Raw genomic sequence first — 24,900 nt, 5'->3', positions numbered from 1 at the left:
CGAACCGACACTCGTCAACGCGGTACCTCCGATTGCGCACCCACCCCGCTCACCATGCTGCGCACCTGCCGCGCCGCAACCGACAGCGTGGCCAGGTCGTGGGTTCCGGACTCGAACAGTTCCGAGAGGGCACTGCGTGCGCGACCCAGGCGGGACTGGTTTTTCGACTCCCAGTATGCAATTTTCTCTTCGGCCGTCTCCTCCGGGTCACCCGCGGAGAGCACATCCAGGGTCAGCGAGCGCAGCGAACCGTACATATCGTCGCGCAGCGCGAGCCGGGCCAGGGCGTGCCAGCGGTCACCGCGTTCCAGGTGGCTGACCGCCTGCAACAGCCAATCGATCTTGAGGTGATCGTTGAGCGCGTAGTACAGCGCGCCCACCTCCTCACCGCTGCGATCGGTGATGTCCGCGATATCCAGCACGTCCAGCAGCGGGAACTGATTGAGCAGCCCGAACACCTCGGTCGCCAACGCCGAGGGCGCGCCCTGATCGACGATGGCCTGGCACTGATCGTTGAGGGTGTCGATGTGGTGGCCGCGCAGCCAGCCCGGCACCTTCGGCGAGAGCGAGCGCACGCCCTGGGCGTAGCGGTGGATCTCCGCGCCGACGGCGACCGGCTGCGGACGGTTGTTGAGCAGCCAGCGCGAGGCGCGATCCAGGGTGCGCTTGGTCTCCAGCTCCAGCGCATCCTTCATGCTCGTGGAGACGTTCGCGGCACGAATGCGGTTCCACACCGAATGCAGATCGAAGATCTGGGTGGCGGCGGTGAAGGCACGCACCGAGTCCGAGGCCGAGGCCCCGATCTCCTCGCCGAGCCGGAAGGCGTAGGTGATGCCGCCCAGATCCACCACCTCGTTGACCAGCATGGTGGAGGTGATCTCGCGGCGCAGGCGATGCCGCTTGATGGCGGTGGCGAAGCGGGTGCGCAGCGGTGTCGGGAAGTACTGCGGCAGGCGCGCCGAGAAGTACACGCTGTCGGGCAGATCGCTGGTCAGCAGGTCGGCCTTGAGCGAAAGCTTCACGTGCGCCATGAGATTCGACAGTTCGGGCGAGGTGAGGCCGACGCCCTGTTCCCGCCGCAACTTCATCTCCGCGTCGCTGGGCAGCGCCTCGAGCTCCCGGTCCAGGCCACGGCTGTCCTCCAGATCCTCGATGACGCGCTGGTGCACGTTGAGCATGTTCGGGGCCTCGGCCCGCGACATGCCCATCAGGATGTTCTGGGAGACGTTGTCCTGCAGCACGAGTGCCGAGACCTCGTCGGTCATGGAGGCCAGCAGCGAATTGCGGTCGGACTCGGGCAGTTCGCCGCTGGAGACCACCCCGTCGAGCAGGACCTTGATATTGACCTCGTGGTCGGAGCAGTCCACACCGGCGGAGTTGTCCAGGGCGTCGGTGTTCATCTTGCCGCCGTGGCGGCAGAACTCGATGCGGCCCAGGGCGGTGACACCCAGGTTGCCGCCCTCGCCGATCACCTGCAGGCGCAACTCGTTTCCGTTCACCCGGACCGCGTCGTTGGACTTGTCGCCGACGTCGGCATTGGTCTCGGAGCTGGCCTTGATGTAGGTGCCGATGCCGCCGTTCCACAGCAGCTGCACCGGGGACTTCAGGATGGCGCGGATCATCTCCGGCGGGGACAGCACGGTGACCTCGGGGGCCAGGCCGAGCGCCTCCCGCACCTGGTCGCTGACCGGGATGGCCTTGACCGTGCGGTCGTAGACGCCGCCACCCTCGCTGATCAGGTCACGGTTGTAGTCGGCCCAGGACGAGCGGGGCAGCGCGAACATGCGCTCGCGCTCCGAGAACGATGTCGCCGCATCGGGTTCCGGGTCCAGGAAGATGTGGCGGTGGTCGAACGCCGCGACCAACCGGATGTGCCGCGAGAGCAGCATGCCGTTGCCGAACACGTCACCGGACATGTCGCCGACGCCGACCACCGTGAAGTCCTGCGACTGGGTGTCGATGTCCATCTCGGCGAAGTGCCGCTTCACGCTCTCCCACGCGCCCTTGGCGGTGATGCCCATGGCCTTGTGGTCGTAGCCCACCGAACCGCCCGAGGCGAAGGCGTCGCCCAGCCAGAAACCGTAGGACTGGGCAACATCATTGGCGATATCGGAGAAGGTCGCGGTGCCCTTGTCCGCGGCCACCACCAGGTAGGTGTCGTCGCCGTCGCGGCGCAACACCCGCGCGGGCGGCAGTACCGCGCCGGTGGCGCGATCCACATTGTCGGTGATGTCGAGCAGGCCGGAGATGAAGGTGCGGTAGCAGGCGATGCCCTCGGCCTGCAGCGACTGGCGATCGGCGACCGGATCGGCGGTGGCGGCGGGCGGATTCTTGACCACGAAACCGCCCTTGGCGCCGACCGGCACGATGACGGCGTTCTTCACCGCCTGCGCCTTGACCAGGCCCAGGATCTCGGTGCGGAAGTCCTCCAGGCGATCCGACCAGCGCAGCCCGCCGCGCGCGACCGGGCCGAAGCGCAGGTGCACGCCCTCCACCCGCGGCGAGTAGACCCAGATCTCGAATTGCGGCCTCGGCTTGGGCAATTCGGCGATCTCCTGCGGTTCCACCTTGAACGACAGGTAATCCCGCGCCCGACCCTCGGCGTCGGTGATGTAGTAGTTGGTGCGCAGGGTGGCCTTGATCAGGCCGAGGATGGCGCGCAGGATGCGGTCGGCATCCAGGCTCACCACCTCGTCGATGCGATGACGGACCGCGGCCTCCAGCTCGGCGGCGTGGTCCGGGTTGGCCGAGTCCGGGTCGAAGAGCGCGCCGAACAGGTCGACGAACATGCTCGCGGCTTCCGGGTAGGCCAGCAGCACGCGGGTGATGGCGGCCTGGCTGTACGGGAATCCGGCCTGCTGCAGGTACTTCGAGTAGGCGCGCAGGATGGCGACGGTGCGCCAGTCCATCTCGGCGCGCAGCACCAGCTCATTGAGGCCGTCGGCCTCGGCACGGCCGTACCAGAGCGCCTCGAAGGCGGTGGTGAAGCGTTCCCGCAGCCCGCGCACATGGGCGTCGAGGGCATCCAGACGGCTGGCCGACTCGACCAGTTCGGCGTCCATATTGCGATCCATGGCACTGCGCAGCAGTTCCGGTCGGGCCAGCAGGCCGAAGTCGTAGACCCACTGGTCCGGACTGTGATCCAGTTCGACCTGATGGGGCCGCTCGTCGATCACCTCGACGCCGAGGCTCTGCAGCAGGGGCAGCACCTGGCTCAGCGAGATGCCGCTGCCGTCGATGTAGAGGGTGAAACGCCATGAGCCCGGGGCGGAATCGGGCCAGCGGTAGAGGTGCTGATCGATGCGGCCCTCGGCGAGGCCCTGCAAGCGCAGAATGTCGGCCACGGCGCGGGCGGGGTCGAAGTCTTCCTTGTAGCTCTCCGGGAGGGCCTCGGAGTAGCGCTGGGCCACGGCCGGGTCCAGTGCGCTGGAGGTGGAGACCTCGTCGCGCAGGTGGTCGTCCCAGGTGCGACTGGCCTCGGCGAGCAGGTGCTGCAGGCGCAACCGGTTGGTTTCGGAGGTGTCGGCCACCGAGCCCTGATCGGGCAGGCGAACAGTGAAATAGACGCTGGCGAGGTCGCTTTCGGACACGCGCGCCGAGTAGTCGATGGAGACGCCGCCGAGCTCGCGGGTCAGGATGTCCTGGATCTCCAGACGTACCCGGGTGGTGTAGCGGTCGCGCGGCAGGTACACCATGCAGGCCACGAAGCGGCCGTAGCCGTCCATGCGCATGAAGAGCCGAACCTGGCGGCGCATACCGACATTCAGGACCGCGCTGGCGGTGCGGCGCAGGGCGTCGCCGTCGGAGGAGAACAGTTCGGTGCGCGGGAAGGACTGGATGACCTCCAGCATCTCCTGACCGGAGAAGGATTCCAGGTCGAAGCCGCTGGCCTCGATGAGCGAGCGCACCCGGCGCTCGATGACCGGGATGTCGAGCACGTTCTCGTGCAGGGCGGTGACGGTGAAGACGCCGATGAACAGATGCTCGCCGGTGACCTCGCCGGATTCGTCCATTTCGGCGACGCCGACGAAGTACGGGTAGACCGCGCGGTGCACGGTGGCTGGGACCAGGCCCTGCGTCAGCATGAGCAGCGGCTGGTCGCCGCTGTTGTCGGGGACGCGGAAGTCGGTGCCGACATTGGGGCGCAGCACACCCAGGCTGGTCTCGGGCACGATGATGGACTTGGCCTGGCCGTCCACGGTGCTGCGCTCGTAGCGGGCGTAGCCGAGGACGGTGAAGTGACCGTCGGCCAGCCAGCGCAGCAGGTTGGCGCAGTCGGTGAGATCCGTTGCGGCGAAGGTGGATCTGCCCTGGGCGGCGGCATTGTCGAGTTCGTCGGCGACATGCTCCTGGGCCTCGCGCATGGCCTCGGTGTCCTCGATGACGCGGCGCACGTCGGTGAGCACATCGGGCAGCGCGGTCTCGATCTTCGCAAGCTGGGCGCGGCTGGTGGAGGGGTGCAACTGGACGTGCATCCAGGACTCGCGCAGGCCGGTGGAGCCGTTGCCGTCGACCTCGTGGGGCACCGCAGTTTCCAGGCGACCCGCGGCGTCACGGGTCACCTCGAAGATGGGGTGCACCACCTCGCTGACGCTGACGCCGATGCGGCTCAGCGACGAGGTGACCGACTCGACCAGCAGCGGCATGTCATCGGTGACCATCTGGACTGCGACGCCCAGGGCGGCTTCGTCATCCGCCTGGTACACACGGACATTCGCGGTGCCGGGGGTGCGTTCGATGGCCAGATCGACATGGCAGCGGAAGATATGGGTGGAGGTCGTCGGGATGGCGCAGTCCGCGTCCCCGGCGTCCACATGTCGGAAGTACGCCTCCTCCAGGGATACCAGGTTGCCACGCAGCGACGCGGGCAAACTCGCAGCCCAGGCAGCGCTGGACAATTCGGACGAGACCGTCATTTCGCCAACTCCTCGGATTCGGTTCCGTAACAAAGTGACGCCGATGCGAGAGTAGCTGGACGCAAGATGTGCCGGGCTGAATTCCTCTCAATGCCGCGCCGCGTCTCACAATACGGACGAACCAGACGGTTCGGGGCCCTAAACCCTCGCCCGAAACCTCCAGGTCGCCCCCGACAAACCTTGCACCCAAGCACAATTCACGCAAACGTGCGAATGCGAAACCACCTAGTTCGCTGCTGAATAGCCGTTCACCAGCAAGGCAATCACCCGCCACCCAGCGAACCCACAACCCTCCAGCAAACAACCGCTAGACCAACAAGCAGGTGACAAACGCATCACTCACACACCCACCGTGATGAACGGATCTCACCCGGCGCCATCGGCCAAGCTACTCCCCCTGCCCCACACCATATTTCGTACACCGTCAGCTCACCCGTAGCCGAATCTGACCGGCGAGTTCCGACCGGTCCACCCCGAGATGAAGGACCGTGTGTGACTGCAGCCGATCCCGACGGTCCCACCCCGGAGGGGCAGGACCGTGCGACGGAATCGGTTGGGGTGGGGCTTTTATCCGCGGGTGAGTTTGCGGTGGGTGACTCGGTGGGGGCGGGCGGCTTCGGGGCCGAGGCGCTCGATCTTGTTGGCCTCGTAGGCCTCGAAGTTGCCCTCGAACCAGAACCAGGCGGCCGGGTTGTCGTCGGTGCCCTCCCACGCCAGGATGTGGGTGCAGGTGCGGTCCAGGAACCACCGGTCGTGGGAGATGACCACCGAGCAGCCGGCGAAGTTCTCCAGCGCGTTCTCGAGCGAACCCAGGGTCTCGACATCGAGGTCGTTGGTGGGCTCGTCGAGCAGGATCAGGTTGCCGCCCTGCTTGAGGGTCAGCGCCAGGTTCAGGCGGTTGCGCTCACCACCGGAGAGCACGCCGGCCTTCTTCTGCTGATCCGGGCCCTTGAAACCGAACGCGGAAACGTAAGCACGGGAAGGCATTTCCACATTGCCGACCTGGATGAAGTCCAGACCCTCGGAAACGACCTGCCAGACGTTCTTCTCCGGGTCGATGCCGCCGCGGTTCTGGTCGACGTAGCTCAGCTTGACCGTGTCACCGACGCGGACGTTGCCGCTATCGGCGCTCTCCAGCCCGACGATGGTCTTGAACAGCGTCGACTTACCGACACCGTTGGGGCCGATGACGCCGACAATGCCGTTGCGCGGCAAGGTGAACGACAGGTCCTTGATGAGCACGCGGTCGCCGAAACCCTTGTCCAGATGGTCGACCTCGACCACGACACTGCCCAGGCGCGGGCCTGCCGGAATCTGGATCTCCTCGAAGTCCAACTTGCGCATCTGCTCGGCCTCGGCGGCCATTTCCTCGTAGCGGCCCAGACGCGCCTTGTTCTTGGCCTGCCGCGCCTTCGCGCCGGAGCGGACCCACGCCAGCTCCTCCTTGAGGCGCTTCTGCAGCTTCTGGTCCTTCTTGCCCTGCACCTCGAGGCGCTCGGCCTTCTTCTCCAGGTAGGTGGAGTAGTTGCCCTCGTAGGGGAAGGTGCGGCCGCGGTCGAGCTCGAGGATCCACTCCGCGACATTGTCGAGGAAGTACCGGTCGTGGGTGACGGCCAGCACGGCGCCCGGGTAGGAGGCCAGGAACTGCTCGAGCCAGAGCACGGATTCGGCATCGAGGTGGTTGGTGGGCTCATCGAGCAGCAGCAGGTCGGGCTTGCTGAGCAGCAGCTTGCACAGCGCGACACGACGACGCTCACCACCGGAGAGGTTGGTGACCGGCTCGTCCGGCGGCGGGCAGCGCAGCGCGTCCATGGCCTGCTCGAGCTGGGAGTCGATGTCCCACGCGTCGGCGTGGTCGAGGTCCTCCTGCAGCTTGCCCATTTCTTCCATGAGCTCGTCGGAGTAGTCGGTGGCCATGAGTTCGGCGATCTCGTTGAAGCGGTCCAGCTTCACCTTGATCTCGCCGAGGCCCTCCTCGACATTGCCGCGCACGGTCTTCTCTTCGTTGAGCGGCGGCTCCTGCATGAGGATGCCCACCGTCGCGCCGGGCGCGAGCCACGCGTCACCGTTGTTCGGCTGGTCCAGTCCCGCCATGATCTTCAGCACACTGGACTTACCGGCACCGTTCGGGCCGACGACACCGATCTTCGCGCCGGGAAGGAAGTTCAAGGTCACATTGTCCAGCACGACCTTGTCGCCATGGGCCTTTCGCACCTTGATCATCTGGTAAATGAACTCAGCCATATCGGCAAGCCTAACTGTGTGTAGTGGCGGGTTCTCCGGCAGTGTCCGCATCCACGGACGGCCGTTGAACGGGGTCGGTCCGGTCGGTTCGACCGAAGGTTTTGCGCACCACCGGGGCGGTGCAGCGACCAAGGTCGGGACCCACTGCGAGGGCCCGCATCTCGAGGTCGGTGCGTTCCGCGCCATCTCGGGTGGTGTACTCGTTCGAGCGCAGTTGCCCGTACGCGATGATCGGATCACCTCGCTGCAGCGACGCTTCGACTCCTTCGACGATCCCCCGTCGCCAACAGCTTACGGTGAGATACAGGGTGCCTCCGTCGACCCAGTCGCCGGCGCCCTGATCGTAGCGGCGGGCGGTGCTGGCCAACCGGAAGCTCAGGACGTGGTCCCCGTTCTGCATCACCCGCCGCACCGGATGGGTGACGATCCGGCCGATGACCGCGGTGTTCGCCTCGTACATTGCACTCCCCCTTGCCGATTCGAGCAACTGGTTTCCGACGACTTCCAGCTTCGCCCGTCGACAAGGTCGACGACAGACCCGATACGGCGAGTGTGGACAACACGCGGCCTGTGGACAACCCAGCCGCCGCGGTCCTACAGCGTCGCCAGATCCGTATTGGCCCCGCACAATACGATGACCGGCCGCTCCCCCGCCGCGGGTACGTACGCCCCGCTCTGGATCGCCGCCACCGCCGTCGCCCCCGCCGGCTCCACGACGATCCGGAACTCCCGCCACAGGTACTCCCGCGCCATCACGATGGCGTCGTCGTCGACCAGGATGGACCGCACGCCGTAGCGCAGTGCCACCTCCATGGCGATGTCCCCGATCCGGTTCGCGCCCAGCGCATCCGAGGCCACGCTGGCGACATCCACGTCGACCGGATGCCCGGCCGCGAGCGCCGCGTGCAGTGTCGGCGCGCCCAGCGGCTCGACCCCGATCACCCGCCCGCGCAGTCCCAGCGCGACCGCGACCCCGGCGACCAGTCCGCCGCCGCCGACGGCGACCAGCACCGGCGGCCGTCCCCGCACCTGCTCCTCGATCTCGAGCCCGACCACCCCGGCCCCGGTCACGATCTCGGGCAGGTCGTAGGCGTGCAGCGCCATCGCCCCGCGCTCGGCCGCCAATTGCCGCGCGTACTTGTGCGCCTCGGCGTAAGTCGTTCCGTGCCACAGCACTTCGGCCCCGTGCGACCACATGGCCGCCACCTTGGTGTGCGAGGCCGACTCGGGAACCACCACGGTGCACGACATTCCGCGCAACGCGCTGGCCAGCGCCGCCGCGATCCCGGCATTACCGGCCGAGGCCAGCACCACCCCGGTTTGGTCACCGCGGGCCTGCAGCAGCGCGTTGAGGCAGCCGCGCACCTTGAAAGTGCCACCGTGCTGCAGATGTTCGAGTTTCAGCGTCACCGGCACCGGACCGTGCGGGCCCTGGATGTCGGTGTGGAACACGGGGGTCTTGCGGGTGTGCCCACGCAACAGGCGGCGGGCCTGCCGCACGTCGGATCGGTAGAGCCGCTTGACTTTCCGGGTCGCCATGGCGACGTCGTTCACTTGCGCACCTCTCCGTCACGCCGGGCGAGCTCGGCGAACATGGCGTTGTACGCGGACAGGTCCGCATTGTCGTCACGTTCGGCCTTGCGGTCGATCCGGTTCGCCAGGCGGGTGTCGCTACGCGACCACTGGATGAGCAGCGCGAGCATCACCACCACCAGTGGTATCTCACCACTGGCCCACGCGAGGCTACCGCCGGTGTGCTGATCGGAGAGCAGATCCTTGTTCCAGCCCAGGCCGAGGCTGCGATAGAACCAACCGCCCATCACGGTGTCCATGCTCATCAGCGCGATACCGAAGAAGGCGTGGAACGGCAGCGAACCGAACACCATGCCCAGCTTGGTCAGCGGCTCCACCGGGCGCGGCTTGGGATCGATGCCGATCACCACCCAGTAGAAGAGGTAGCCGCTGAGCAGGAAGTGCACATTCATGAACAGGTGCGCGCCGTGCGTGCCCACGAACTTGTCGAAGATGCCGCCCAGGTACAGCGCGTAGAACCCGGCCACGAAGAACACCGCGGCGATCACGGGCTGGGTCATGAAGCGCGACACCGGGTTGTGCACGGCCGCCAGGATCCATTCGCGCGGTCCGGGCGGAGCGTCGCGACCGGCCGGTTGAATTGCCCGCAGCGACAGCAGCACCGGACCGCCCAGCGCGAACAGGATCGGCGCGAGCATCGACAGCATCATGTGCTGTGCCATGTGCACGCTGAACATGGCCGGGGCGTAGCGCCCGACGCCGGAACTGGTCGCGATCAGCAGCGTCGCGCAGCCCGCCATCCAGGCGATGGTCCGCCCGACCGGCCAGGCGTCACCGCGCCGCCGCAGCCGCCATACGCCCACCGCGTAGAGCGCAGCCAGCACGAGTGCGAGAGTGCCGAAGATCAGATCGAAGCGCCAGTCGAAGACCAGCCGGGCCACGGTCGGCGGACCGGCCAGGTTGTAGCCGATCTCGACCTCGGTCGGGGTGGGCACGGTGCCGAGGTCCGGCGGCGGGGTGCGGCCCAGGCCGACCGCGAGGCCGACGGTCGCGGCGAATACCAGCGCCTCGACGCCCGCGAAGCGAATCAGCGCGCCGCGATCGGTCGGGTCTTTCTCCAGATCCGGGATCGCGCGTCGCCGCTGCAGGAATCCGATGACGCCGAGAATGATCAGCGCGGTCGTCTTGGCGAGCACCAGCTTGCCGTAGGTGGTGTCGAACAGCTGCGACAACGGCACCCGCACATAGGCGTTGATCACACCACTGATCGCGATCACCACGAACGAGACGGTCGCCACTTTCGAGAATCGTTTGACCGCCAGCGCCGTGTACTTGCCGTCGCGCAACGCGTAGGCCAGCACCGCGAACAGTCCGCCCACCCAGAAACACGCCGAAAGCAGATGCAGGATCAGGCTGTTGGTGGCCAGATCGTGCGCGCCACCCGAGGACGAGTGACCGGTCAGCGCCACCGGCAGCAGCGACAGCACCGACAACCACAGCAGTACCGGCGTCCAACCCCAGCGCAGCGCGACCCGGCAGCCGATCGCCAGCACCACCACCATGAACACGGTGAACCGCCACGACCCGGCGACATCCACCTTGTCCGCGGCGCGCCAGACCTGTTCGGGCCGCAAGGAATTCTGCAACGGTTGCCCGGTGGTGTCCGACAGTGTCAGCGGCACCAGCAAAGCCGCCGCACCCGCCCACACCAGCGCCGCGTTCCCGGCGCGCCGCAAGGCCCGATAACCCCCGACATCCAGCACTCCGCTGCTCTGCGGCGGCACGAAGAACGCCGCGAACAGCAGCGACCCGACGGTCAGCGCCGCCGCGAAATCCGCGATCGCCCGCACCGCGGGCAACCCGTAGGTGGTCAACGGTCCCGGATCCGGAATCCCCAGCAAGGTCAGCGCCTGCGCGGCCGACAACGCCACGACCAGCGCCGCCACCAGCGCGGTCATCGCCATACCGACCGCCGTGATCACCGCGAACCGCAGCCCCGACCCCGACCCACTGGCTGAAACGTCCGATCCTGCGGGCGGGTCCTGCGCTGACGACATGGCCCCAGCGTAGTTCGGAGCGCCCATCCGGACTCCCCCAGGGTTTCCGGTCCTCCGGTCCGCACACCCCGCCCGACGCGCCGAACAGTTGCTAAGCGACCCACCTTCCCTGATCTGGACGCTCGCTATACTTAACGCGCTGGACACCGAGATCGATTTGGGTCAAGGTGTTTGGTGCCCGCATCACCACGATGCCCGCACTGCCTCCGTAGCTCAGTTGGATAGAGCAAGGGCCTTCTAATCCCTAGGTCGCAGGTTCGATTCCTGCCGGGGGCGCATCACGGGTGACCTGCGCGTATATCGCCAGGTTCACTCATACCCACACCCCGCCTCGCTCAAACAGCGGCGGTTGCCCCGCCTTCGGCCCAACCCTCGCCGCGCCGCCCCGGACGACACGTGACGCACGCGATACTCTGGCGACAAATTCCCGAGCTGACCGGTGCCATCCCCGTAGTGTTAGGACATGACCGCCGTGCATGAGTCACTCATGACGACCGAGGAGTTCGAGGAACTCGCCCGGGCGGCCGATCGTATTGCGGAGGGTGTGCGACTCGAGTTCATCAACGGACAACTGGGGGCCAAGGCAATGCCCGATGGGGACCACGCCCGGATCATCCAGTGGTTGATTCGAATCTTCGTGATCGCCCGCCCGGAGCTATTCCTCACCCCTGAGCAAGGTTTGAAGGTCGAGCAGTACCGCAAGGGTCGCGCTCGCCCCGACGGTGCGCTCGCAGGCGCCGATTCCTTTGTCGGCCAAGGCGAATGGGCCGACCCCAGCTCAGTCCTGATGGTCGTCGAGGTAACCTCCGACGATCAGGACACCGAACGCCGCGACCGCCAGGAAAAACCGCGCGCATACGCCGCCACCGGCATCCCCGTATACCTCCTGATCGATCGCGATTCCTGCGAGGTCACAGTCCACAGCGCCCCGAACGGCCCCCGCTACCAACACATCCTGACCGTTCCCTTCGGCAACACGGTCCCCCTCCCCGCCCCCGTGGGAATCGCCCTCGACACCACCCCGCTCATGGATTGGGTCCGTTAACCGTCGAAAGAAGGCCCCGTCGATCTAGTCGATGTCCTTGTGGCTGAGGACGACGGCGACTCTGCCGTCGTTCTTGATTTCCACCCACGTGCAGGCCTCGTACGAGTCGAGGATCCAGCCTTGGTGCCGGCAAGAGCCTTTCCATGTATCGGAATCGCCGGGGAAGGTCTGTTCGGGTGTGAAAGTCCATCCTTTGTTGTCGGTCAGGTACTGCCGAACCTGTTCAGCGATCTGCTCTGGTGTTCCGCTCTTTCCTGCGATGTAGAAAGTCCGCTCGCAGTCGGTGCCGTCGGAATCGTTGGCACATTTGGGGGCTTCGGTTTTGGTCATCGACAGCCCTTCGGGCAGTGAGCCGATGGCGTCAGCGGGAGGCATGGTCGCTGTTCCCAACTCCATCAGGCCCGTTGCGGTGATCATCAGCACTGCAAACCCACTCAGCAGACAGTACAAACCCCCGAGCGTCCAACCAATGCCTATGCGCGCCTTGACGACCCGGCCGAGCGGCACCACTCGGGTAGGCGCCAACTCCAGGATAGGCGCGAGAATCAGCACCACCATGACGAATACGGCCAGCCCTACGCCGACGGTGGCCTGGAAGTCGGTACCGAAAACCCCGTACTGCAGCGGGATCTGAATACCTGCCACGATGGTCAGCACCGTGACCCCGGCCCATCTGCCTCTCGGGGTCTGCGCCGCTAATGCCCAGCACAGCACCGGGAGCAGAAACACCAAGCAAAGAAATAACACGAACGCACCATATTCGATGCATTACGCTCGGGAGTCTCGCTCCGATGCTCCACCGCCGGAGGCTTTCTCCTTCATGAGTCGGCGTCGGAATCGGCGACGGCGGCCGAAGGTGGTCACGCCGATGACCGCTCCCAGGACCGGTTGGGACATCGTCGATCCTCTGCTTCGGCTCTCACATCTTCAGCGAGCGCACCCCCGTAACAGGCCAACATAACTTGTCCTCCACAGGGATTCGAGACGGCGGACCCGTGGTCCTCACTTGGTGGTCGAACCCAGTCTTGGACGTACCTCTGGTGTTCCGTGCCGCCAAAGGCAGTCAGATTGTGCGTGGATCGACATTTGCTGGTCGGACTCGCGTTTCAGCCTGAACATGTACTTGTACGAGTCGTGACCATCGCGGTCTGCGACCGTCTGGAAGTAGTCGCCGTCTGGAATGGTAGGACCAACCGATCCCATGGCACTGATCACCTCGGCTTGTCGATCCGGTGTCACGCCATCCAGGAGATAGTCGAGCTGAACCTCGACTTCTCCGGTCGGGCCATCACCGCCCTGCCAGCCGTAGCTGCAATTCCAGCTTGTCACTTCGGTTTTCGTCTGCGTCAGCGATACTGCGGAGCCCATTGTGGCAACCGCTTGCCTGAGCAGGGTGTCCATGCGATCTCGGGCCTCGTCGGCGGTGATCGTGGGGACCCCGACGGCATCGCCCGTGCCGAAATCTATGCAGTACAGGAGCGCCCATATCGCACCGACAATTATCAGGCAGCCCGCTGCCAGCCCCGCCAAGACCGACATCGCGTCGCCGATCACCCGCCGCATCTGCCCCCGACCCCTTACTCGACCCGTTCCTGGTATGCGACAACGCTATCCGCTGAGCACGTTGAAACCTCGGCGGAGCTGTGGAGACCCGGTTCGACATCTGCATGGACGTGGAAGGCCGCATACCCTCGGGAGAGTCGATGCGAAATCGGCTACAGCTCAGAGATTCGCTTCGATGCAGGGGTGGGATGACGGTTGGAAATCAGTGCGTCTCGTATCCGTATGCGGACGCGGCGACCCGACAGCTGGTGGTGGCGGTGGTCGTCACCGAACACGCCCGACAGCCAGGCGATCTCGCAGCGGTGCCTGGTCGAAACCTGTCGTCCCGGTGAGACATCGGCAGGCGGCGTGGGCCCTGATCATCGGTGCTCTCATCGGCATCACCCTGGCTGTACCCATGTGCGTCATCGACTGGAACAACCCCACACTGTGCATCGCCCTGCCCCGCCAACTGCACGCCCAGGGTTAACGCCGGGGGCAATCGTGTCGATCTTGTCAGCGATCGAGATCGGGGGGTGTAGTGAAACCTGTAGAGGCAAGGCCGGTCCGGTGGATTGGCCTACTTGGGGCTGGGTGGGTGTTGATGATATCGACGGGTTGCACTCGAGATCATGCGGTGCAGGGCGGGTCGCCGGCGTCGGCGCCGGGCACTGCACCCTTGACCCAAATGTTCATTCCGTTACCCGTGCCGACCACGACGACTCAGGTTCCGCAGCGCACATTGCCTCCGCAAACCACGATCGCGGCACCGCTGCAGGGCAATTTGCTGATCGGAGTTTGGCGTTCGGTGAAGGATCCGACCGATGTGCGGACCTTCGATGCCGACGGCACCGCCACCGAGCAGGCCGGCAGCACTCCGTACATCGGAACCACGCGGTCGCGATGGGCCTGGGTCACGCATGCGAGCGCGGTCGGAGGGCCTCCGGTCACGGATCTGGTACTCAGATTGAGCAACAGCGACGCCCCAACCCCACTGGGACTCGGTGACGTGTACTTCTATTCGGTCGATTTCGACGATCCGAACACACTCGAGCTGATGTATCTCGACGGGCCCGTCGTTGCACCACAGTACAAGCGTGTGGGATGACTCACGACCGAACCCGCAACAGACCGGCGGGACTCCAATTCGTCACGGTGGCAGCGATTGTCGCTGCGCTGGCGGGTGCAGCGCTGCTGACGAGCGGCTTCGAGCGGCGAAGCTCGCCGGTGCTGGTCACGTCACTGTTGGTGACGGTGGTCATGACCGTGAACGCGACAGCATTCACCGTGCGCACCGTGCGCGGGATCGGATGGCCCGCCCGTAGACGGGTGCTCGCCGCCGAGAAAACCCCGGCACGGGGTTGGCGCTGCCGTTCGCGGCCGGCGTCCTCCTCAACGATGGACAAGGTTTCAACGACTTCGTTGCCTGGGCGATCGTTTGGTGGACGGCACTTCCGCTGAGCATCGCCAGCGTCGTAACACTGTCCGCAAAAAAGCGACCCGGCACCCTGAGCCGATCCGACGCGATGGTCTGGACCGCGGCCTTCGGCATGGTCGCCGCCGCTGCCGCTGTCGGCACCGGTATCAATCTCCTGTCACCGACCCACCCTCGAACGGTCGGCCCGACCGCAACGGCACCCGCACCACCGATCACGGTCGACGACATCGTGGCGGTCGTGCGTGCCAGTGGAACAACCCTGCCCCTCGACGCCCAACAGGTATCGGAGTCGGTCGACACCACCGGCGGTGGTCGTGTGTTCATCGTCGAGGCGACCATCCGACCCGACGAGATGGATTCATTTCTGCGCGAATCACATGTGGACCCACCTCAGTCCCAGACCCCCGCCAACGTCCACCGGGTATGGCCGGACACCACTTTTGCGCCCGACGCTGCTTTCAGCGAGTCCACCAGCATGGAACCGTCCACGCGTTACGGCCGCACAGTGACCTTCGAGACAACCTCGACCGCAGTACGGATCCACGCCAAGATCTGGGCACGACCTTAATATTCGGCCCCCTCCCAACGATCTTGTTCACGGTCGAGGGTAGAGGAGAGATGAAATCTATTGCGGTGCTGGCAATCTGCTTGATTGCCCTGATGGGGTGTCTGAGTGCCTCCGCGGCCGAATCGGGGTCGCCTTCCGGTCCTACGACTTCCGCGACACCGGCGGGTCGAGGGTCGTATCGGGACATGCTCACACCCGAGGTGCGGCAGGCATTCGTTGACGCGGAGGCCGTCCGAGCACTCGATCCCTGTGGATTCCTCGACTACAGCGCTTTCGACCAGGTGCGTACATCGGAGCCGGCCGTGAGGTGGCCGCAGAGTTCGGACTGAACACGTGCGACATTCTTTTCGGCAGCAACACCACCGGACGGCTGAGTGTCATCGACTATTTCGAAATCGGGTCGATGTGGCCGGAAAAGGATTCGTGCGCAAGCCTTTCGACGATCGTCGAAGCGTCGGCGCATCTCATCCATACCCGGCCACTGCGCGAGAACTCGCCCTACCCCGGCATGAAAACGAAACTCGGCCACGTCGACCCTGCGGAGTACTGGACGGCCTGCTGAAGACCTAACCCCTCGGCCCCGGCGGTAGCTTCGACATCCGGCCCGACTGTACGTTTCATTATCAGCGATCGAGCGATCACTACCCCAAGACGGTGACGATCACCTTCGGCATCGATGAACCGAAGCGGGTGGATGCCCCACTCGCAGCCGGATGATTTCCGCTCCGCGGATCCGATCGACTCGGTGCCCATCGCGACCCAAACCTGGAACGGCGGCACCGTGACGGTGCTCGAACTCGGATACTCCAGCCCGATTCCGGTCAAGGTGGACTCCGACCACACCACAACGGAATTCGACACCTCCGCCGTCACATGCACCGGACAAGGCTGCGCCGACCTGGTCCATGCGATCACCGTCGCGCTGGTAGAGCTCTACCACCGAACCTCATAACTCATCCAGCGGACCCGCTTCGACATCTGCGCGCACGTAGTTCAGTTGGGGAGGACTGTGGCTGGGGATGGGAGGGTGCCGTCGATCAGGTAGTGGGTGATGGCGTCTCGGGTTTGGCCGGGGAGGAAGAAGGAGGTGTGGCCGTCACCGTCTCGGGTCAACAAGACCGCCTTGGGGATTTGGGTGGCGAGCAGTTGGGCCCAGCCGTAGGAGGTTGAAGGGTCGTGGGTGGCGTTGACCAAGAGTGGGGTGATTGTCGGGGTGGCGGTGCCGGGGTGGGGTGGGTTGCTGAAAGCGGCTGGCCAGCCTACGCATTGGGTTAGGTAGCTATAGCTCTGGCTGGCGCCGAGGGTGGTGGGGGCGAGGGTTCGCAGGAGGATTTGCTGGGTTTCGAAGGGGGCGAAAGTGGTGAAGTCGGCGCGGAATTCGGCGCAGCCTACGGCTAGACCGGCGTCACCGGTTTCGGTGGCGGTGGGTGGGGAGAGGGTGGTGGCGTCGCCTTTGCGGGCTTGGTCGAGGGCGGTGGAGAGGGCGGGCCAGCCGCCGAGGGAGAGGGTGGGGAGGACCGGTTTGAAGAGCAGGCTTTCCTGGATGTTCAGGAGGAGGTCGCCGGGACGGACCTGGGGTGCGCAGTGGCCGGAGGTTGCACAGCCGGGGGCCGGGAGTGGGGTTTGTCGGGCGCGGACGACCAGGTCGCGGACTACGGCGGTGGCGTCTTCGCCGTGCAGGGCGCAGTCGGTGGCGGTGTTGCACCAGGCGGCGAAGCGGTTGACGCTGTCTTCGAAGGCGGTGGATTCGTAGACGCTCATCGTGCTCGGCGGCAGCGAATGGACCAGGGCCCCATCGAGAGCCAGGGCGCGGCTGTTGGCGGGAAACAGGCGGGCGTATTCGTAGCCGATCTCGGTGCCGTAGGACAGTCCGAGATAGTTCAGCGGTGCTCCGCCGAGACGCTGACGCACCACATCGAGGTCTCGCGCGACGCTGACGGTGTCCACGTGATCGAGCAGCGGACCCGTCCGGGCCTGGCAGCTCTGACCGAATGCCTTGTTCGCCGTGACCATTTCGTCGAAGGCGGCCTGATCCGCGGGGAAGATGTCCGGCAGCTTGTCCTGGAGTGCGGGGTCGCAACGGACCGCCGGGCGACTGGTCCCGATGCCGCGTGGGTCCAGGCCGATGAGGTCGAATCGGGTCCTGATCTCGTCGGGAAACATGCCCGGGTGCTGACTTTCGACCGCGACCAACTCGGTCCCCGAACCACCCGGCCCGCCCGGGTTGACGACCAGCGGGCCGAGACTGCGGCCCGGATCGGTGGCAGGCAACCTGTCGATACCCACCGTGATCTTCTCCCCGTCGGGCTTGTCCCAATCCAACGGCACCTCGATATCCGCGCACTGCACGCTCGTGCCGTACTCGGCCGGGCAGGGTTTCCACGTAATCGGCTGCGGCGCACTACGAGTGGTGTCCGATGACCCGCATGCCGCGCAGATCGCGGCCAGCAGCACGGTGGACAGCAGCGCCTTCGCGGTAGGAGTGATTCGCATCTATCGTCCAATCGTCGGAAGCGGCCGGGGCCGCGAGTTCCGTTTCGGGATAGGGCGAATCGAGTATGCGTGATTCGTCAGGTCATGGGAGGTTGGTGGGATGGCTGACAGTTGGATCGCCGGGGACGCACACGCCGACGTGCGCATCGTGCACCTGAATCTCGAGACGTTCCGGGCCCTCGCGGCGGGCGATCTGGCGGCCGCCAATGCGGCGAGCCCGGTGCTGCTGACTGCACCGTTCGCGGGCCCGGAGTGGCGGGGAACGTGGTCGCGGCGCCAGGCCCAAGCAGAGCAGGATCCGGCAACTGCGGCCTGGGTCACCGGCGCCATCTGGGACGAGCGGAGACGACTTGCGGTGGGGCGAGCCGGTTTCCACGGGCCGCCCGACGAGTCGGGCATGGTGGAGATCGGGTACGCCGTGGATCCGGAGTATCGACGGCGCGGCTATGCGCGTGCGGCGCTGGAGAGCCTGTTGCGGCGGGCCGCGCGCGAGCCGCGGGTCCGCACGGTGCGCGTTTCGATCAGCCCGGACAACCTCGCGTCGAATCGGTTGGCAGCGCAGTACGGCTTCGTCGAGACCGGCCAGCAATGGGACGACGAGGACGGCCTCGAGATCGTCTACGAGGTCGCCGCGGGCAGGTTGTAGGGCCGTCTACTTCGGCGGACGCGCGAGCCACGGGCGTGGCTGGGTGGCCAAATCCCGCTGGTCGGCGGGGGCGGGAGGCAGAATGCGGCCATGCGAACATTTGCCCGGTTGTTGCAGGCTGTCGTCGTCGGGGCGTTGGTTGTGGTGGTCGGGCAGGGTGTCGCGGTGGCGCCCGCCGCGGCGGCGCCTCGAATCTCGTTGCCCTTCTTGGATTCCGAGCCGGACGGGGTGCAGGCTCCGGGTGCCGCGCTGGCCGACGGGGTGACCGGGACGATGTTGTGGTCGCGGGAGGCCGATACGGCGGTGCCGATCGCGAGCATCGCGAAGGTGATGACGGCGCTGCTCGCGATCACCGCGGGGGATCTCGATCGGGCCATCACCGTGCCGCCGGAGAGCATCGCCTACTGCGTCCGGCTCGACGGCAGTACCGCGGGACTGTCCGCCGGGGAGGTGCTCACCACCCATCAACTGCTGTACGCGATGATGCTGCCGTCCGGCTGCGACGCCGCCTACACGCTGGCCGAGGCGTACGGCCCCGGGCAGGACGGGTTCATCGGGAGGATGAACGACACGGCCCGGCAGATGGGATTGGCGGCAACGGCTTTCAGTGATCCCAGCGGGTTGCCCACCCCGACCGACTACTCCACCTACTCCACCCCGTCGGATCTGATCGCCCTCGGCCTGCGGGCCATGATGCTCCCGGTTTTCCGAGAAGTTGCCAGCGCCCAGACCTATCACCTCCCCGCCGGTCCGGCCAACCGCGACCACGTCTGGAAAACCACCAACCAACTGCTGCGTTCCTACCCCGGCACCATCGGCATCAAGACCGGCTCCACCGACGCCGCCGGCTCCTGCCTGCTGTTCGAATCCGTCCGGGCCGGCATTCCCCTGATCGGCGTCGTCCTGCACAGCTCCCCCGGCAGCGGCATCGCCGCCAAGAACGACGCCGAACGCATGCTCAACTGGGCCTACGACCCGGTCCTGAGCCGGCTCCCCATCGGCTGACGCAACCTACAGCGCCTCGCCCACAAGCGATTTCACCCCGGGTTCGACGGACTTCTCGAGGCAGGATGGTCGGCATGAAGGTGATCCTCTTCGGAGCGACCGGGATGATCGGGCAGGGCGTCCTCAACGAATGCCTACGGGACGGGCGGGTTGAGGAGGTGCTGGCTGTCGGGCGGAGTTCGGTGGGGGTCGAGAACTCCAAACTGCGGGAGTTGGTGCAGGCCGATCCCACCGATCTCTCGTCGGTGGCAGACGAACTGCCGGGCTTCGATGCTTGCTTCTTCTGCCTCGGGGTTTCCTCCGTGGGCATGAAGGAGGAGGACTATCGGCGCATCACCTACGACCTGGCCTTGGCGGTCGGGCGGACGCTGGCAGCGGCGAATCCCGAGCTGACGTTCATCTATGTCTCCGGGCAGGGTACCGACAGCACCGAGCGGGGACGGTCGATGTGGGCGCGGGTGAAGGGGAAGACGGAGAACGACCTGCTCGCGCTTCCCTTCCACGCGTACATGTTCCGGCCCGGATTCGTGCAGCCGATGGATGGTGTGGTCTCCAAGACCCGGCTGTATCGCGCCGGGTATGCGCTTGCCGGTCCGTTGATCCCATTGTTGCGGCGGATCGCACCGAACGCCGTCAATGACAATCGCGAGATCGGGCGGGCCATGATCGCCGTCGCAGCGTCCGGCGCGGACACCCGCGTGCTCGGGCCGCGGGAGATCGCGACCCGCGCCGGATAGCGTCCGAGAGCGGCTCAGTAGCTCTGGGAGAAGTTGTACGGGGTGCACAGGCCGGTGTCGCCGTTGGTCCAGCCGAAGAGAAGACCGTCGGTCAGGTAGCAGGTGCTGCCATTGGGGACGCATTGGCCGTTGGTGTTGATGACTGCGGTGCCGCCCTCGCATTTGGTGCCGGGCGGCGGTGCGGCGGGCGCTTCGGCCGTCGCGGTCAGTGCCAGTCCGAGGGCCGTCACGGTGAAGACGGCGAGACGCGACGCGGTGTGGAACATTAGTTCTCCTTATCGCATGAAACTGGTGGGTGCGAAGTTCCAAATTATTCGGGCGCCGGGGCTCGGGCGGGCGCATTCTGGGGATAGCGACGAATTTCCGGAGGTTCAGGGAGAAGGAATCATGGTCAAGGTGACTGCTGTCGAGGCCAACGGGGAACATTGGCATCCACATCCGGGGGATGCGATCGAGGATCCCGGGGAAGGCGCAGCTCTGGTGCTGTGTCTGCTCGGGATCGGGGCATTGGGGTTGACGATTACGGCGTTGGCGTCGGGGTATCACGGGTGGGCATTGCTGGGTGGTATCGCGACCGTGCTGCTGATTGTCTCGGGGCTGCTGTTGATTCGGTTCGAGTATTTCCGGGAGTTCCGACGGGAGCAGCGGCACGGGCGGCATGGGCACAATCCCTTGGTCGCCGGGAAATGGCGGCCGGGAATGGTGAGTTCCTGGCAGGAACGGCGCGGAGTCGTGTCCATGCCGCCGAAAACTTCATGAGGGCCGTCGAAAGGGTTGTGACAGCGCCTAATCGGTGGTGACGGCCAATAGTCCGAAACGGTTGACGGCGGCGTGGTGGTGGCCGTCGGCGCTGGTGATCACGACCTCGGCGGGGTTGGTGAGGGCGATGCAGCAGAAATTGCCCGCGTCGGGGTGGATCGAGAGCGACAGGAAGCGGGTGGAGTTGGCGCGCTGCCACTCGTCGAGGGCGGCGTAGAGCTCGCGCATGCTGGGGGCCTCGAAGTAGACGAGGTTGTGCTTGTTCACGTCGGACATGAGTCGATAGTGCATCGGCGAGCCGGATCGGGGTGCGGCATCGCCGTGAGTAGCGCTGTGCGCAGGTCGAGTCGGTCGTCGAGCCGGGACAGGTCGCGCCCGGTCAGTCGTTCGACGCGTTCGATGCGGTAGTGGACGGTATTGACGTGCAGATGCATGGCCTCGGCGGTACGGGTCCAGGAACCGTTGTGGTCGAGGAAGGCGACGAGGGTGTCGCGCAGCGCGGCGTGCGCGTCATCGTCGAGCAGGCTGCCCAGGACCCGGGTCCGGTAGGTGTCGCGGACCGGTTCGGGGATGCCTGCCAGTAGTTCGGGCAGGGTCGTCAGGTCGTCGGCGGCGGTGACGTGCGCGTCGAGGGTCTGGGCGGCCCGGCGGGCGTAGGTGGCCCGGATCCGAGCGTCACCCAGCTCGGCCAGTGTCGTCGGCGTCGAGATACCCACGGTGAGTGCGGCTTTCGGGTCGCAGGCGGCGACGGTGGCGTGGTGCTCATGCAGGAGGGCGGGCAGGTCCGGGCGATCCGGGACGACGGCGAGCGCCTGGCGGCCGTCACTCAGAACGGGGACGACGCCGGGCACGAACGCGGCCAGCAGTTCACGCAGGGCGTCGGCGGTGGCCCGGGATTGACGTGATGACAGCGCGGCGGCGACGGCGCGGTAGTGCCCGGACGGGGGCAGGCCGAGCGAATCCGGTTCCACTGCACCGGAATCGGCGATCGCACGCAGCACGAGCGCGGTGGCGGCCCGGTCGCGTTCGTCGCGCTGCGCCAGGACCCAGTCCCGGTATCGACTCAGCACGTCGATGATCTCCCGCAGCAAGCGCGGCGGCGCGGCGGATCCCGCGGGCAAGTGCAGGTACCAGCCGTCATAGCTCGAATCCGATTCGCCGACAGCATGATTGGATTCCGGCGCGGTCCGCAGTTCGCGTCGCACCGTCGCGGGTACCGAGACCAGCGCCGCCGAGGATCGGGCCAGCACCCGCCCGGTGACGGTGACCAACGCGCACGGCATGCCGCCCAGCTCGGCGGCGATCCGATCGAGCAGCAGTTCCGGTGCCGCTCCCCCATGAATGAGCCGATTCAAGGTCTGCCGGGCATCCTCGGGCAGCGATCGGTGCTGCGACTCACTGAGGTCGCTCCAGCGGCGCAGATACACCGCGTCGGTGATGGTCCGGAAGGTCGTGTCGGCCGGGACGGCCAGCAGCGGTATCCCCTGTTCCCGGCAGGCCGACACCAGGTCGTCGGGAATCCCGTTGTGCCGGGCGATCCCGGCCACCAGCGCGACCGCCCCGGCCGCCCGCAGCGCGGCCACGAACCGGTCGGCCTTGCCGCGCCCGCCGCGCGCGGTCCACCACACCAGCCCGGTGAGCACGATCTCGCCGGATCCCAGGTAGGCGCCGGGATCCTGCAGGTCGGTGGCGGTGACGCCGCTGACCTCGCGCCGCAGCAGCGCGGGCTCGCCCCACACCAGCTGTAGTCCCAGGGCTTCCAGCCGAAGCAGGTCATCCACTCGCATGACGTGCTCCTCGCAACCTTGGTGGATCAACCGATAACTCACGGCAGGCTACCCAATTTTCCGTACGCCACCGCCGATGCCCGCCGTGACCGGCGCGGATTGAATCGGGAGCATGGATCTGAACACGGTGCTCGAGGTGTGCGACGCCCGCGACCACCGCGAGTGGCGGGCCGGTGACGCCTGGCTCGGCGGCGGCACCGAGCTGTTCTCCGCACCGCGACCGCGGCTGCGCCGACTGGTCGATCTGAGCCGGATGGGGTGGCCGCCGCTGCGCCGACCGCCGGGCGGCGGCCTGGAGATCGCCGCGACCTGCACGATCACGCAGCTGAGCGACGGTGTCGACCGTCCACTGTTCCGGGAGTGCTGCCGCGCCTTCCCGGCCGCCTTCAAGATCTGGAACCAGGCGACGGTCGGCGGGAACCTGTGCACCTCACTGCCCGCCGGGCCGATGATCGCGCTGACCGCGGCCCTGGACGGGGTGTGTTTGCTGCGGTCGCGCACCGGCATCGAGCGGCGGGTGCCGGTCGCCGACTTCGTGATCGGCGCGGGCCGCACTGTCCTGCGCCCGGGTGAATTGCTGCGGTCGGTGACGCTGCCCGCCGCCGCCCTGGCCCGGCGCACCGCATTCCGGCAAGCCTCGCTTTACGGCTTGGGCCGTTCGTCGGCACTGGTCATCGGAACCAGCGACAGCGACGGGACGCAGCGCATCACGATCACGGCGGCCACGACCCACCCGTTCCAGCTGTCCTTCGCGCAGCGGCCGACCCGGACCGAGGTGGCCGCGGCGATCGACCACACCATCCCGGACGAGGCGTGGTGCGACGACATCGACGGCCTGCCGCGCTGGCGCAGGCATATGACCTTCCGGTTGGCCGAGGAGATCCGGATGGAACTGGCATGAGCTTCGAAATCCGAGTGAACGGGCTGTCTTTCGACGCTGCACCGCGGCCCGGGCAATGTCTGCGCAGCTACTTGCGCGATCGCGGCTGCTTCGGGGTAAAAGGCTGCGACACCGGCGATTGCGGGGCGTGCACGGTCCAGGTGGACGGCGTTCCGGTGCACAGCTGCGTGTATCCGGCGTTCCGGGCCGAGGGCCGCGCGGTCACCACGCCGGAGGGGTCTGCGCGTGGCGCTTCCGACCTCGAACCTCCCGGCCTGCTGCACATGAGGCTGCTGCGATCACCGCACGCGCATGCGCGGATCCTGGATATCGATGTCTCCGAAGCACTTTCGGTGCCGGGCGTCGAGGCGGTCCTCACCCACCGTGACACTCGGGCGCTCGACGAGGTGGTCCGCCACCCAGGGCAGCGGGTGGCAGCGGTGGTGGCCGACACCGAGACTGCGGCCGAGGCCGGGTGCCGCGCGATCCGGGTGGCCTGGGAGGTCCTGCCCGCGATCATCGATCCCGAGGAGGTCACGTGCTCCGGAGCACCCCTCGTACACAGTGAGATCGGTGATATCGAGGCTGGTTTCGCCGAGGCGGCGGTGGTCTACGAGCAGACCTTTCGGTCCCGTCGAGTGCGTCCCGAGAACCTCGAATCCCGCAGCGCCATCGCCTGGTTCGACGACGATGGCCGGCTCATCGTCCGTTCGGACACCCAAACGCCGTTCCTGACCCGGCGCGCCCTGTGCGCACTCCACGGTCTGCCCCTCGATCGGATGCGAGTAGTGGCGTGCCGGGTCGGGAACGGTTTCGACGGGACACCCGAAGGGCTCGGCGAGGACATCGTGACGGCGGCCGCGCTGGCATTGCGACGGCCGGTCCGGCTGGAATGCACACGCGCGGAACAGTTTCACGGCGCAGCCGACCGCAACCCGATCACCGTGCACATCAGGGCGGGAGCCAGTGCAAACGGTCGACTGACGGCGTTGCATGTGCGAGTGTTCGCCGACCTGGGCGCTTGCGAAACGCACATTCCCACAGCGGTTTTCCGCGCCACCGGCGAGTCGATCGCGGTGTATCGCTGCCCGAACAAGAAGATCGACGGATACGTCGTCCCCACGAATACCGCTCCCTCGGCGGAGTTTCGAGGCCACGGACTCGGTCCGGTGGTGTTCGGGATGGAATCGGTCATGGACGAGCTGGCTCGCCGGTTGACCATCGATCCGCTGGACTTCCGCGAGCGCACT

The 24,900-nt window shown here is 66.5% G+C and carries 23 protein-coding genes, 1 tRNA gene and 1 pseudogene; 13 read left to right on the top strand and 12 right to left on the bottom strand.

Translation table 11 applies throughout. The features are described from left to right. Positions 1–14 precede the first annotated feature (14 nt). From ACYVN4_RS29085 to ACYVN4_RS29065, 5 genes are all read right to left on the bottom strand, one after another. Positions 15–4,916 (bottom strand): NAD-glutamate dehydrogenase, encoded by a 4,902-nt coding sequence (locus ACYVN4_RS29085; RefSeq protein WP_460725198.1) that lies wholly within the window; start codon positions 4,914–4,916, stop codon positions 15–17. Positions 4,917–5,483: 567 nt separating this feature from the next. Then, positions 5,484–7,160 (bottom strand): energy-dependent translational throttle protein EttA, encoded by a 1,677-nt coding sequence (ettA, locus tag ACYVN4_RS29080; RefSeq protein WP_460725197.1) that lies wholly within the window; start codon positions 7,158–7,160, stop codon positions 5,484–5,486. A 10-nt stretch (positions 7,161–7,170) separates the two neighbouring features. Next, positions 7,171–7,620, bottom strand: coding sequence for a single-stranded DNA-binding protein (locus ACYVN4_RS29075; RefSeq protein WP_379357361.1), 450 nt, complete (start codon positions 7,618–7,620; stop codon positions 7,171–7,173). A gap of 134 nt (positions 7,621–7,754) precedes the next feature. Beyond that, a complete protein-coding gene (locus tag ACYVN4_RS29070) occupies positions 7,755–8,699 on the bottom strand; it encodes a threonine/serine dehydratase (RefSeq protein ID WP_460726720.1) in 945 nt (314 codons plus the stop codon). 11 nt (positions 8,700–8,710) lie between these two features. Continuing rightward, on the bottom strand, positions 8,711–10,777 hold the full coding sequence (locus ACYVN4_RS29065) for a cytochrome c oxidase assembly protein (RefSeq protein ID WP_460725196.1): 2,067 nt from the start codon (positions 10,775–10,777) through the stop codon (positions 8,711–8,713). 175 nt (positions 10,778–10,952) lie between these two features. Between ACYVN4_RS29065 and ACYVN4_RS29060 the strand changes: the two genes are divergently transcribed. Together ACYVN4_RS29060 and ACYVN4_RS29055 are read left to right on the top strand one after the other, a co-directional pair. Further along, positions 10,953–11,026: transfer RNA gene (locus tag ACYVN4_RS29060), tRNA-Arg, on the top strand. A gap of 187 nt (positions 11,027–11,213) precedes the next feature. After that, entirely contained in the window at positions 11,214–11,795 is a 582-nt protein-coding gene (locus tag ACYVN4_RS29055; protein WP_460725195.1) for a Uma2 family endonuclease, read from the top strand. Between the two features lie 24 nt (positions 11,796–11,819). On the opposite strand, the gene ACYVN4_RS29050 is transcribed toward ACYVN4_RS29055, so the two are convergent. Together ACYVN4_RS29050 and ACYVN4_RS29045 are read right to left on the bottom strand one after the other, a co-directional pair. Next, positions 11,820–12,452 (bottom strand): hypothetical protein, encoded by a 633-nt coding sequence (locus tag ACYVN4_RS29050; protein WP_460725194.1) that lies wholly within the window; start codon positions 12,450–12,452, stop codon positions 11,820–11,822. Positions 12,453–12,797: 345 nt separating this feature from the next. Then, positions 12,798–13,358, bottom strand: coding sequence for a hypothetical protein (locus ACYVN4_RS29045; RefSeq protein ID WP_460725193.1), 561 nt, complete (start codon positions 13,356–13,358; stop codon positions 12,798–12,800). A gap of 328 nt (positions 13,359–13,686) precedes the next feature. Here ACYVN4_RS29045 and ACYVN4_RS29040 point away from each other — a divergent pair, with 328 nt between their 5' ends. Together ACYVN4_RS29040 and ACYVN4_RS29035 are read left to right on the top strand one after the other, a co-directional pair. Continuing rightward, positions 13,687–13,827 (top strand): hypothetical protein, encoded by a 141-nt coding sequence (locus ACYVN4_RS29040; RefSeq protein WP_460725192.1) that lies wholly within the window; start codon positions 13,687–13,689, stop codon positions 13,825–13,827. A gap of 198 nt (positions 13,828–14,025) precedes the next feature. Next, the gene (locus tag ACYVN4_RS29035; protein WP_460725191.1) at positions 14,026–14,445 is read left to right on the top strand and encodes a hypothetical protein; all 420 of its coding nucleotides are present in this window, start codon (positions 14,026–14,028) and stop codon (positions 14,443–14,445) included. A gap of 1 nt (position 14,446) precedes the next feature. Here the strand turns inward: ACYVN4_RS29035 and ACYVN4_RS29030 are convergent, their stop codons facing one another. Further along, a complete protein-coding gene (locus ACYVN4_RS29030; RefSeq protein WP_460725190.1) occupies positions 14,447–14,623 on the bottom strand; it encodes a hypothetical protein in 177 nt (58 codons plus the stop codon). Between the two features lie 75 nt (positions 14,624–14,698). Between ACYVN4_RS29030 and ACYVN4_RS29025 the strand changes: the two genes are divergently transcribed. The 3 genes from ACYVN4_RS29025 to ACYVN4_RS29015 all read left to right on the top strand — a co-directional run bounded on the left by ACYVN4_RS29025 (position 14,699) and on the right by ACYVN4_RS29015 (position 16,295). Next, positions 14,699–15,343, top strand: coding sequence for a hypothetical protein (locus ACYVN4_RS29025; protein WP_460725189.1), 645 nt, complete (start codon positions 14,699–14,701; stop codon positions 15,341–15,343). Between the two features lie 307 nt (positions 15,344–15,650). Further along, entirely contained in the window at positions 15,651–15,905 is a 255-nt protein-coding gene (locus ACYVN4_RS29020; protein WP_460725188.1) for a hypothetical protein, read from the top strand. A gap of 132 nt (positions 15,906–16,037) precedes the next feature. Further along, positions 16,038–16,295 (top strand): hypothetical protein, encoded by a 258-nt coding sequence (locus ACYVN4_RS29015; protein ID WP_460725187.1) that lies wholly within the window; start codon positions 16,038–16,040, stop codon positions 16,293–16,295. A gap of 41 nt (positions 16,296–16,336) precedes the next feature. Here ACYVN4_RS29015 and ACYVN4_RS29010 read toward each other — a convergent pair whose 3' ends face one another. Next, entirely contained in the window at positions 16,337–17,836 is a 1,500-nt protein-coding gene (locus tag ACYVN4_RS29010; protein ID WP_460725186.1) for an alpha/beta hydrolase, read from the bottom strand. Positions 17,837–17,936: 100 nt separating this feature from the next. Between ACYVN4_RS29010 and ACYVN4_RS29005 the strand changes: the two genes are divergently transcribed. The 3 genes from ACYVN4_RS29005 to ACYVN4_RS28995 all read left to right on the top strand — a co-directional run bounded on the left by ACYVN4_RS29005 (position 17,937) and on the right by ACYVN4_RS28995 (position 20,224). Continuing rightward, positions 17,937–18,482 (top strand): GNAT family N-acetyltransferase, encoded by a 546-nt coding sequence (locus ACYVN4_RS29005; protein ID WP_460725185.1) that lies wholly within the window; start codon positions 17,937–17,939, stop codon positions 18,480–18,482. Between the two features lie 90 nt (positions 18,483–18,572). Beyond that, positions 18,573–19,487, top strand: a complete 915-nt coding sequence (locus tag ACYVN4_RS29000; protein WP_460725184.1) for a D-alanyl-D-alanine carboxypeptidase family protein — start codon at positions 18,573–18,575, stop codon at positions 19,485–19,487. Between the two features lie 74 nt (positions 19,488–19,561). Then, positions 19,562–20,224, top strand: coding sequence for an NAD(P)H-binding protein (locus ACYVN4_RS28995; protein WP_460725183.1), 663 nt, complete (start codon positions 19,562–19,564; stop codon positions 20,222–20,224). Between the two features lie 14 nt (positions 20,225–20,238). Here ACYVN4_RS28995 and ACYVN4_RS28990 read toward each other — a convergent pair whose 3' ends face one another. Next, on the bottom strand, positions 20,239–20,490 hold the full coding sequence (locus ACYVN4_RS28990) for a hypothetical protein (protein WP_460725182.1): 252 nt from the start codon (positions 20,488–20,490) through the stop codon (positions 20,239–20,241). Positions 20,491–20,506: 16 nt separating this feature from the next. Here ACYVN4_RS28990 and ACYVN4_RS28985 point away from each other — a divergent pair, with 16 nt between their 5' ends. Further along, on the top strand, positions 20,507–20,983 hold the full coding sequence (locus ACYVN4_RS28985) for a hypothetical protein (protein WP_460725181.1): 477 nt from the start codon (positions 20,507–20,509) through the stop codon (positions 20,981–20,983). A 27-nt stretch (positions 20,984–21,010) separates the two neighbouring features. Here ACYVN4_RS28985 and ACYVN4_RS28980 read toward each other — a convergent pair whose 3' ends face one another. Beyond that, entirely contained in the window at positions 21,011–21,259 is a 249-nt protein-coding gene (locus tag ACYVN4_RS28980) for a hypothetical protein (protein ID WP_460725180.1), read from the bottom strand. After that, positions 21,247–22,770 carry a helix-turn-helix domain-containing protein gene (locus tag ACYVN4_RS28975; protein ID WP_460725179.1) on the bottom strand — a complete coding sequence of 508 codons (1,524 nt, stop codon included), beginning with the start codon at positions 22,768–22,770 and terminating at the stop codon, positions 21,247–21,249. The genes ACYVN4_RS28980 and ACYVN4_RS28975 overlap by 13 nt, the downstream gene beginning before the upstream one ends. Before the next feature lie 112 nt (positions 22,771–22,882). Between ACYVN4_RS28975 and ACYVN4_RS28970 the strand changes: the two genes are divergently transcribed. Then, positions 22,883–23,671, top strand: coding sequence for an FAD binding domain-containing protein (locus ACYVN4_RS28970; protein WP_460725178.1), 789 nt, complete (start codon positions 22,883–22,885; stop codon positions 23,669–23,671). Beyond that, positions 23,668–24,888, top strand: a pseudogene (locus ACYVN4_RS28965) (molybdopterin-dependent oxidoreductase); the annotation flags it as partial. The gene ACYVN4_RS28970 and the pseudogene ACYVN4_RS28965, both read left to right, overlap by 4 nt. Between the last annotated feature and the right edge of the window lie 12 nt (positions 24,889–24,900).

The organism is Nocardia heshunensis, from assembly GCF_054782115.1.
This window is presented reverse-complemented; position numbering and strand designations above follow the sequence as displayed.

Coding starts and splice junctions, on each gene's coding strand:
- ACYVN4_RS29085 (WP_460725198.1), bottom strand. CDS start 4,916: ATGACGGTCTCGTCCGAATTGTCCAGCGCTGCCTGGGCTGCGAGTTTG.
- ettA (WP_460725197.1), bottom strand. CDS start 7,160: ATGGCTGAGTTCATTTACCAGATGATCAAGGTGCGAAAGGCCCATGGC.
- ACYVN4_RS29075 (WP_379357361.1), bottom strand. CDS start 7,620: ATGTACGAGGCGAACACCGCGGTCATCGGCCGGATCGTCACCCATCCG.
- ACYVN4_RS29070 (WP_460726720.1), bottom strand. CDS start 8,699: ATGGCGACCCGGAAAGTCAAGCGGCTCTACCGATCCGACGTGCGGCAG.
- ACYVN4_RS29065 (WP_460725196.1), bottom strand. CDS start 10,777: ATGGGCGCTCCGAACTACGCTGGGGCCATGTCGTCAGCGCAGGACCCG.
- ACYVN4_RS29055 (WP_460725195.1), top strand. CDS start 11,214: ATGACCGCCGTGCATGAGTCACTCATGACGACCGAGGAGTTCGAGGAA.
- ACYVN4_RS29045 (WP_460725193.1), bottom strand. CDS start 13,358: ATGCGGCGGGTGATCGGCGACGCGATGTCGGTCTTGGCGGGGCTGGCA.
- ACYVN4_RS29035 (WP_460725191.1), top strand. CDS start 14,026: ATGTTCATTCCGTTACCCGTGCCGACCACGACGACTCAGGTTCCGCAG.
- ACYVN4_RS29015 (WP_460725187.1), top strand. CDS start 16,038: ATGCCCCACTCGCAGCCGGATGATTTCCGCTCCGCGGATCCGATCGAC.
- ACYVN4_RS29010 (WP_460725186.1), bottom strand. CDS start 17,836: ATGCGAATCACTCCTACCGCGAAGGCGCTGCTGTCCACCGTGCTGCTG.
- ACYVN4_RS29005 (WP_460725185.1), top strand. CDS start 17,937: ATGGCTGACAGTTGGATCGCCGGGGACGCACACGCCGACGTGCGCATC.
- ACYVN4_RS29000 (WP_460725184.1), top strand. CDS start 18,573: ATGCGAACATTTGCCCGGTTGTTGCAGGCTGTCGTCGTCGGGGCGTTG.
- ACYVN4_RS28995 (WP_460725183.1), top strand. CDS start 19,562: ATGAAGGTGATCCTCTTCGGAGCGACCGGGATGATCGGGCAGGGCGTC.
- ACYVN4_RS28990 (WP_460725182.1), bottom strand. CDS start 20,490: ATGTTCCACACCGCGTCGCGTCTCGCCGTCTTCACCGTGACGGCCCTC.
- ACYVN4_RS28985 (WP_460725181.1), top strand. CDS start 20,507: ATGAAACTGGTGGGTGCGAAGTTCCAAATTATTCGGGCGCCGGGGCTC.
- ACYVN4_RS28980 (WP_460725180.1), bottom strand. CDS start 21,259: ATGTCCGACGTGAACAAGCACAACCTCGTCTACTTCGAGGCCCCCAGC.
- ACYVN4_RS28975 (WP_460725179.1), bottom strand. CDS start 22,770: ATGCGAGTGGATGACCTGCTTCGGCTGGAAGCCCTGGGACTACAGCTG.
- ACYVN4_RS28970 (WP_460725178.1), top strand. CDS start 22,883: ATGGATCTGAACACGGTGCTCGAGGTGTGCGACGCCCGCGACCACCGC.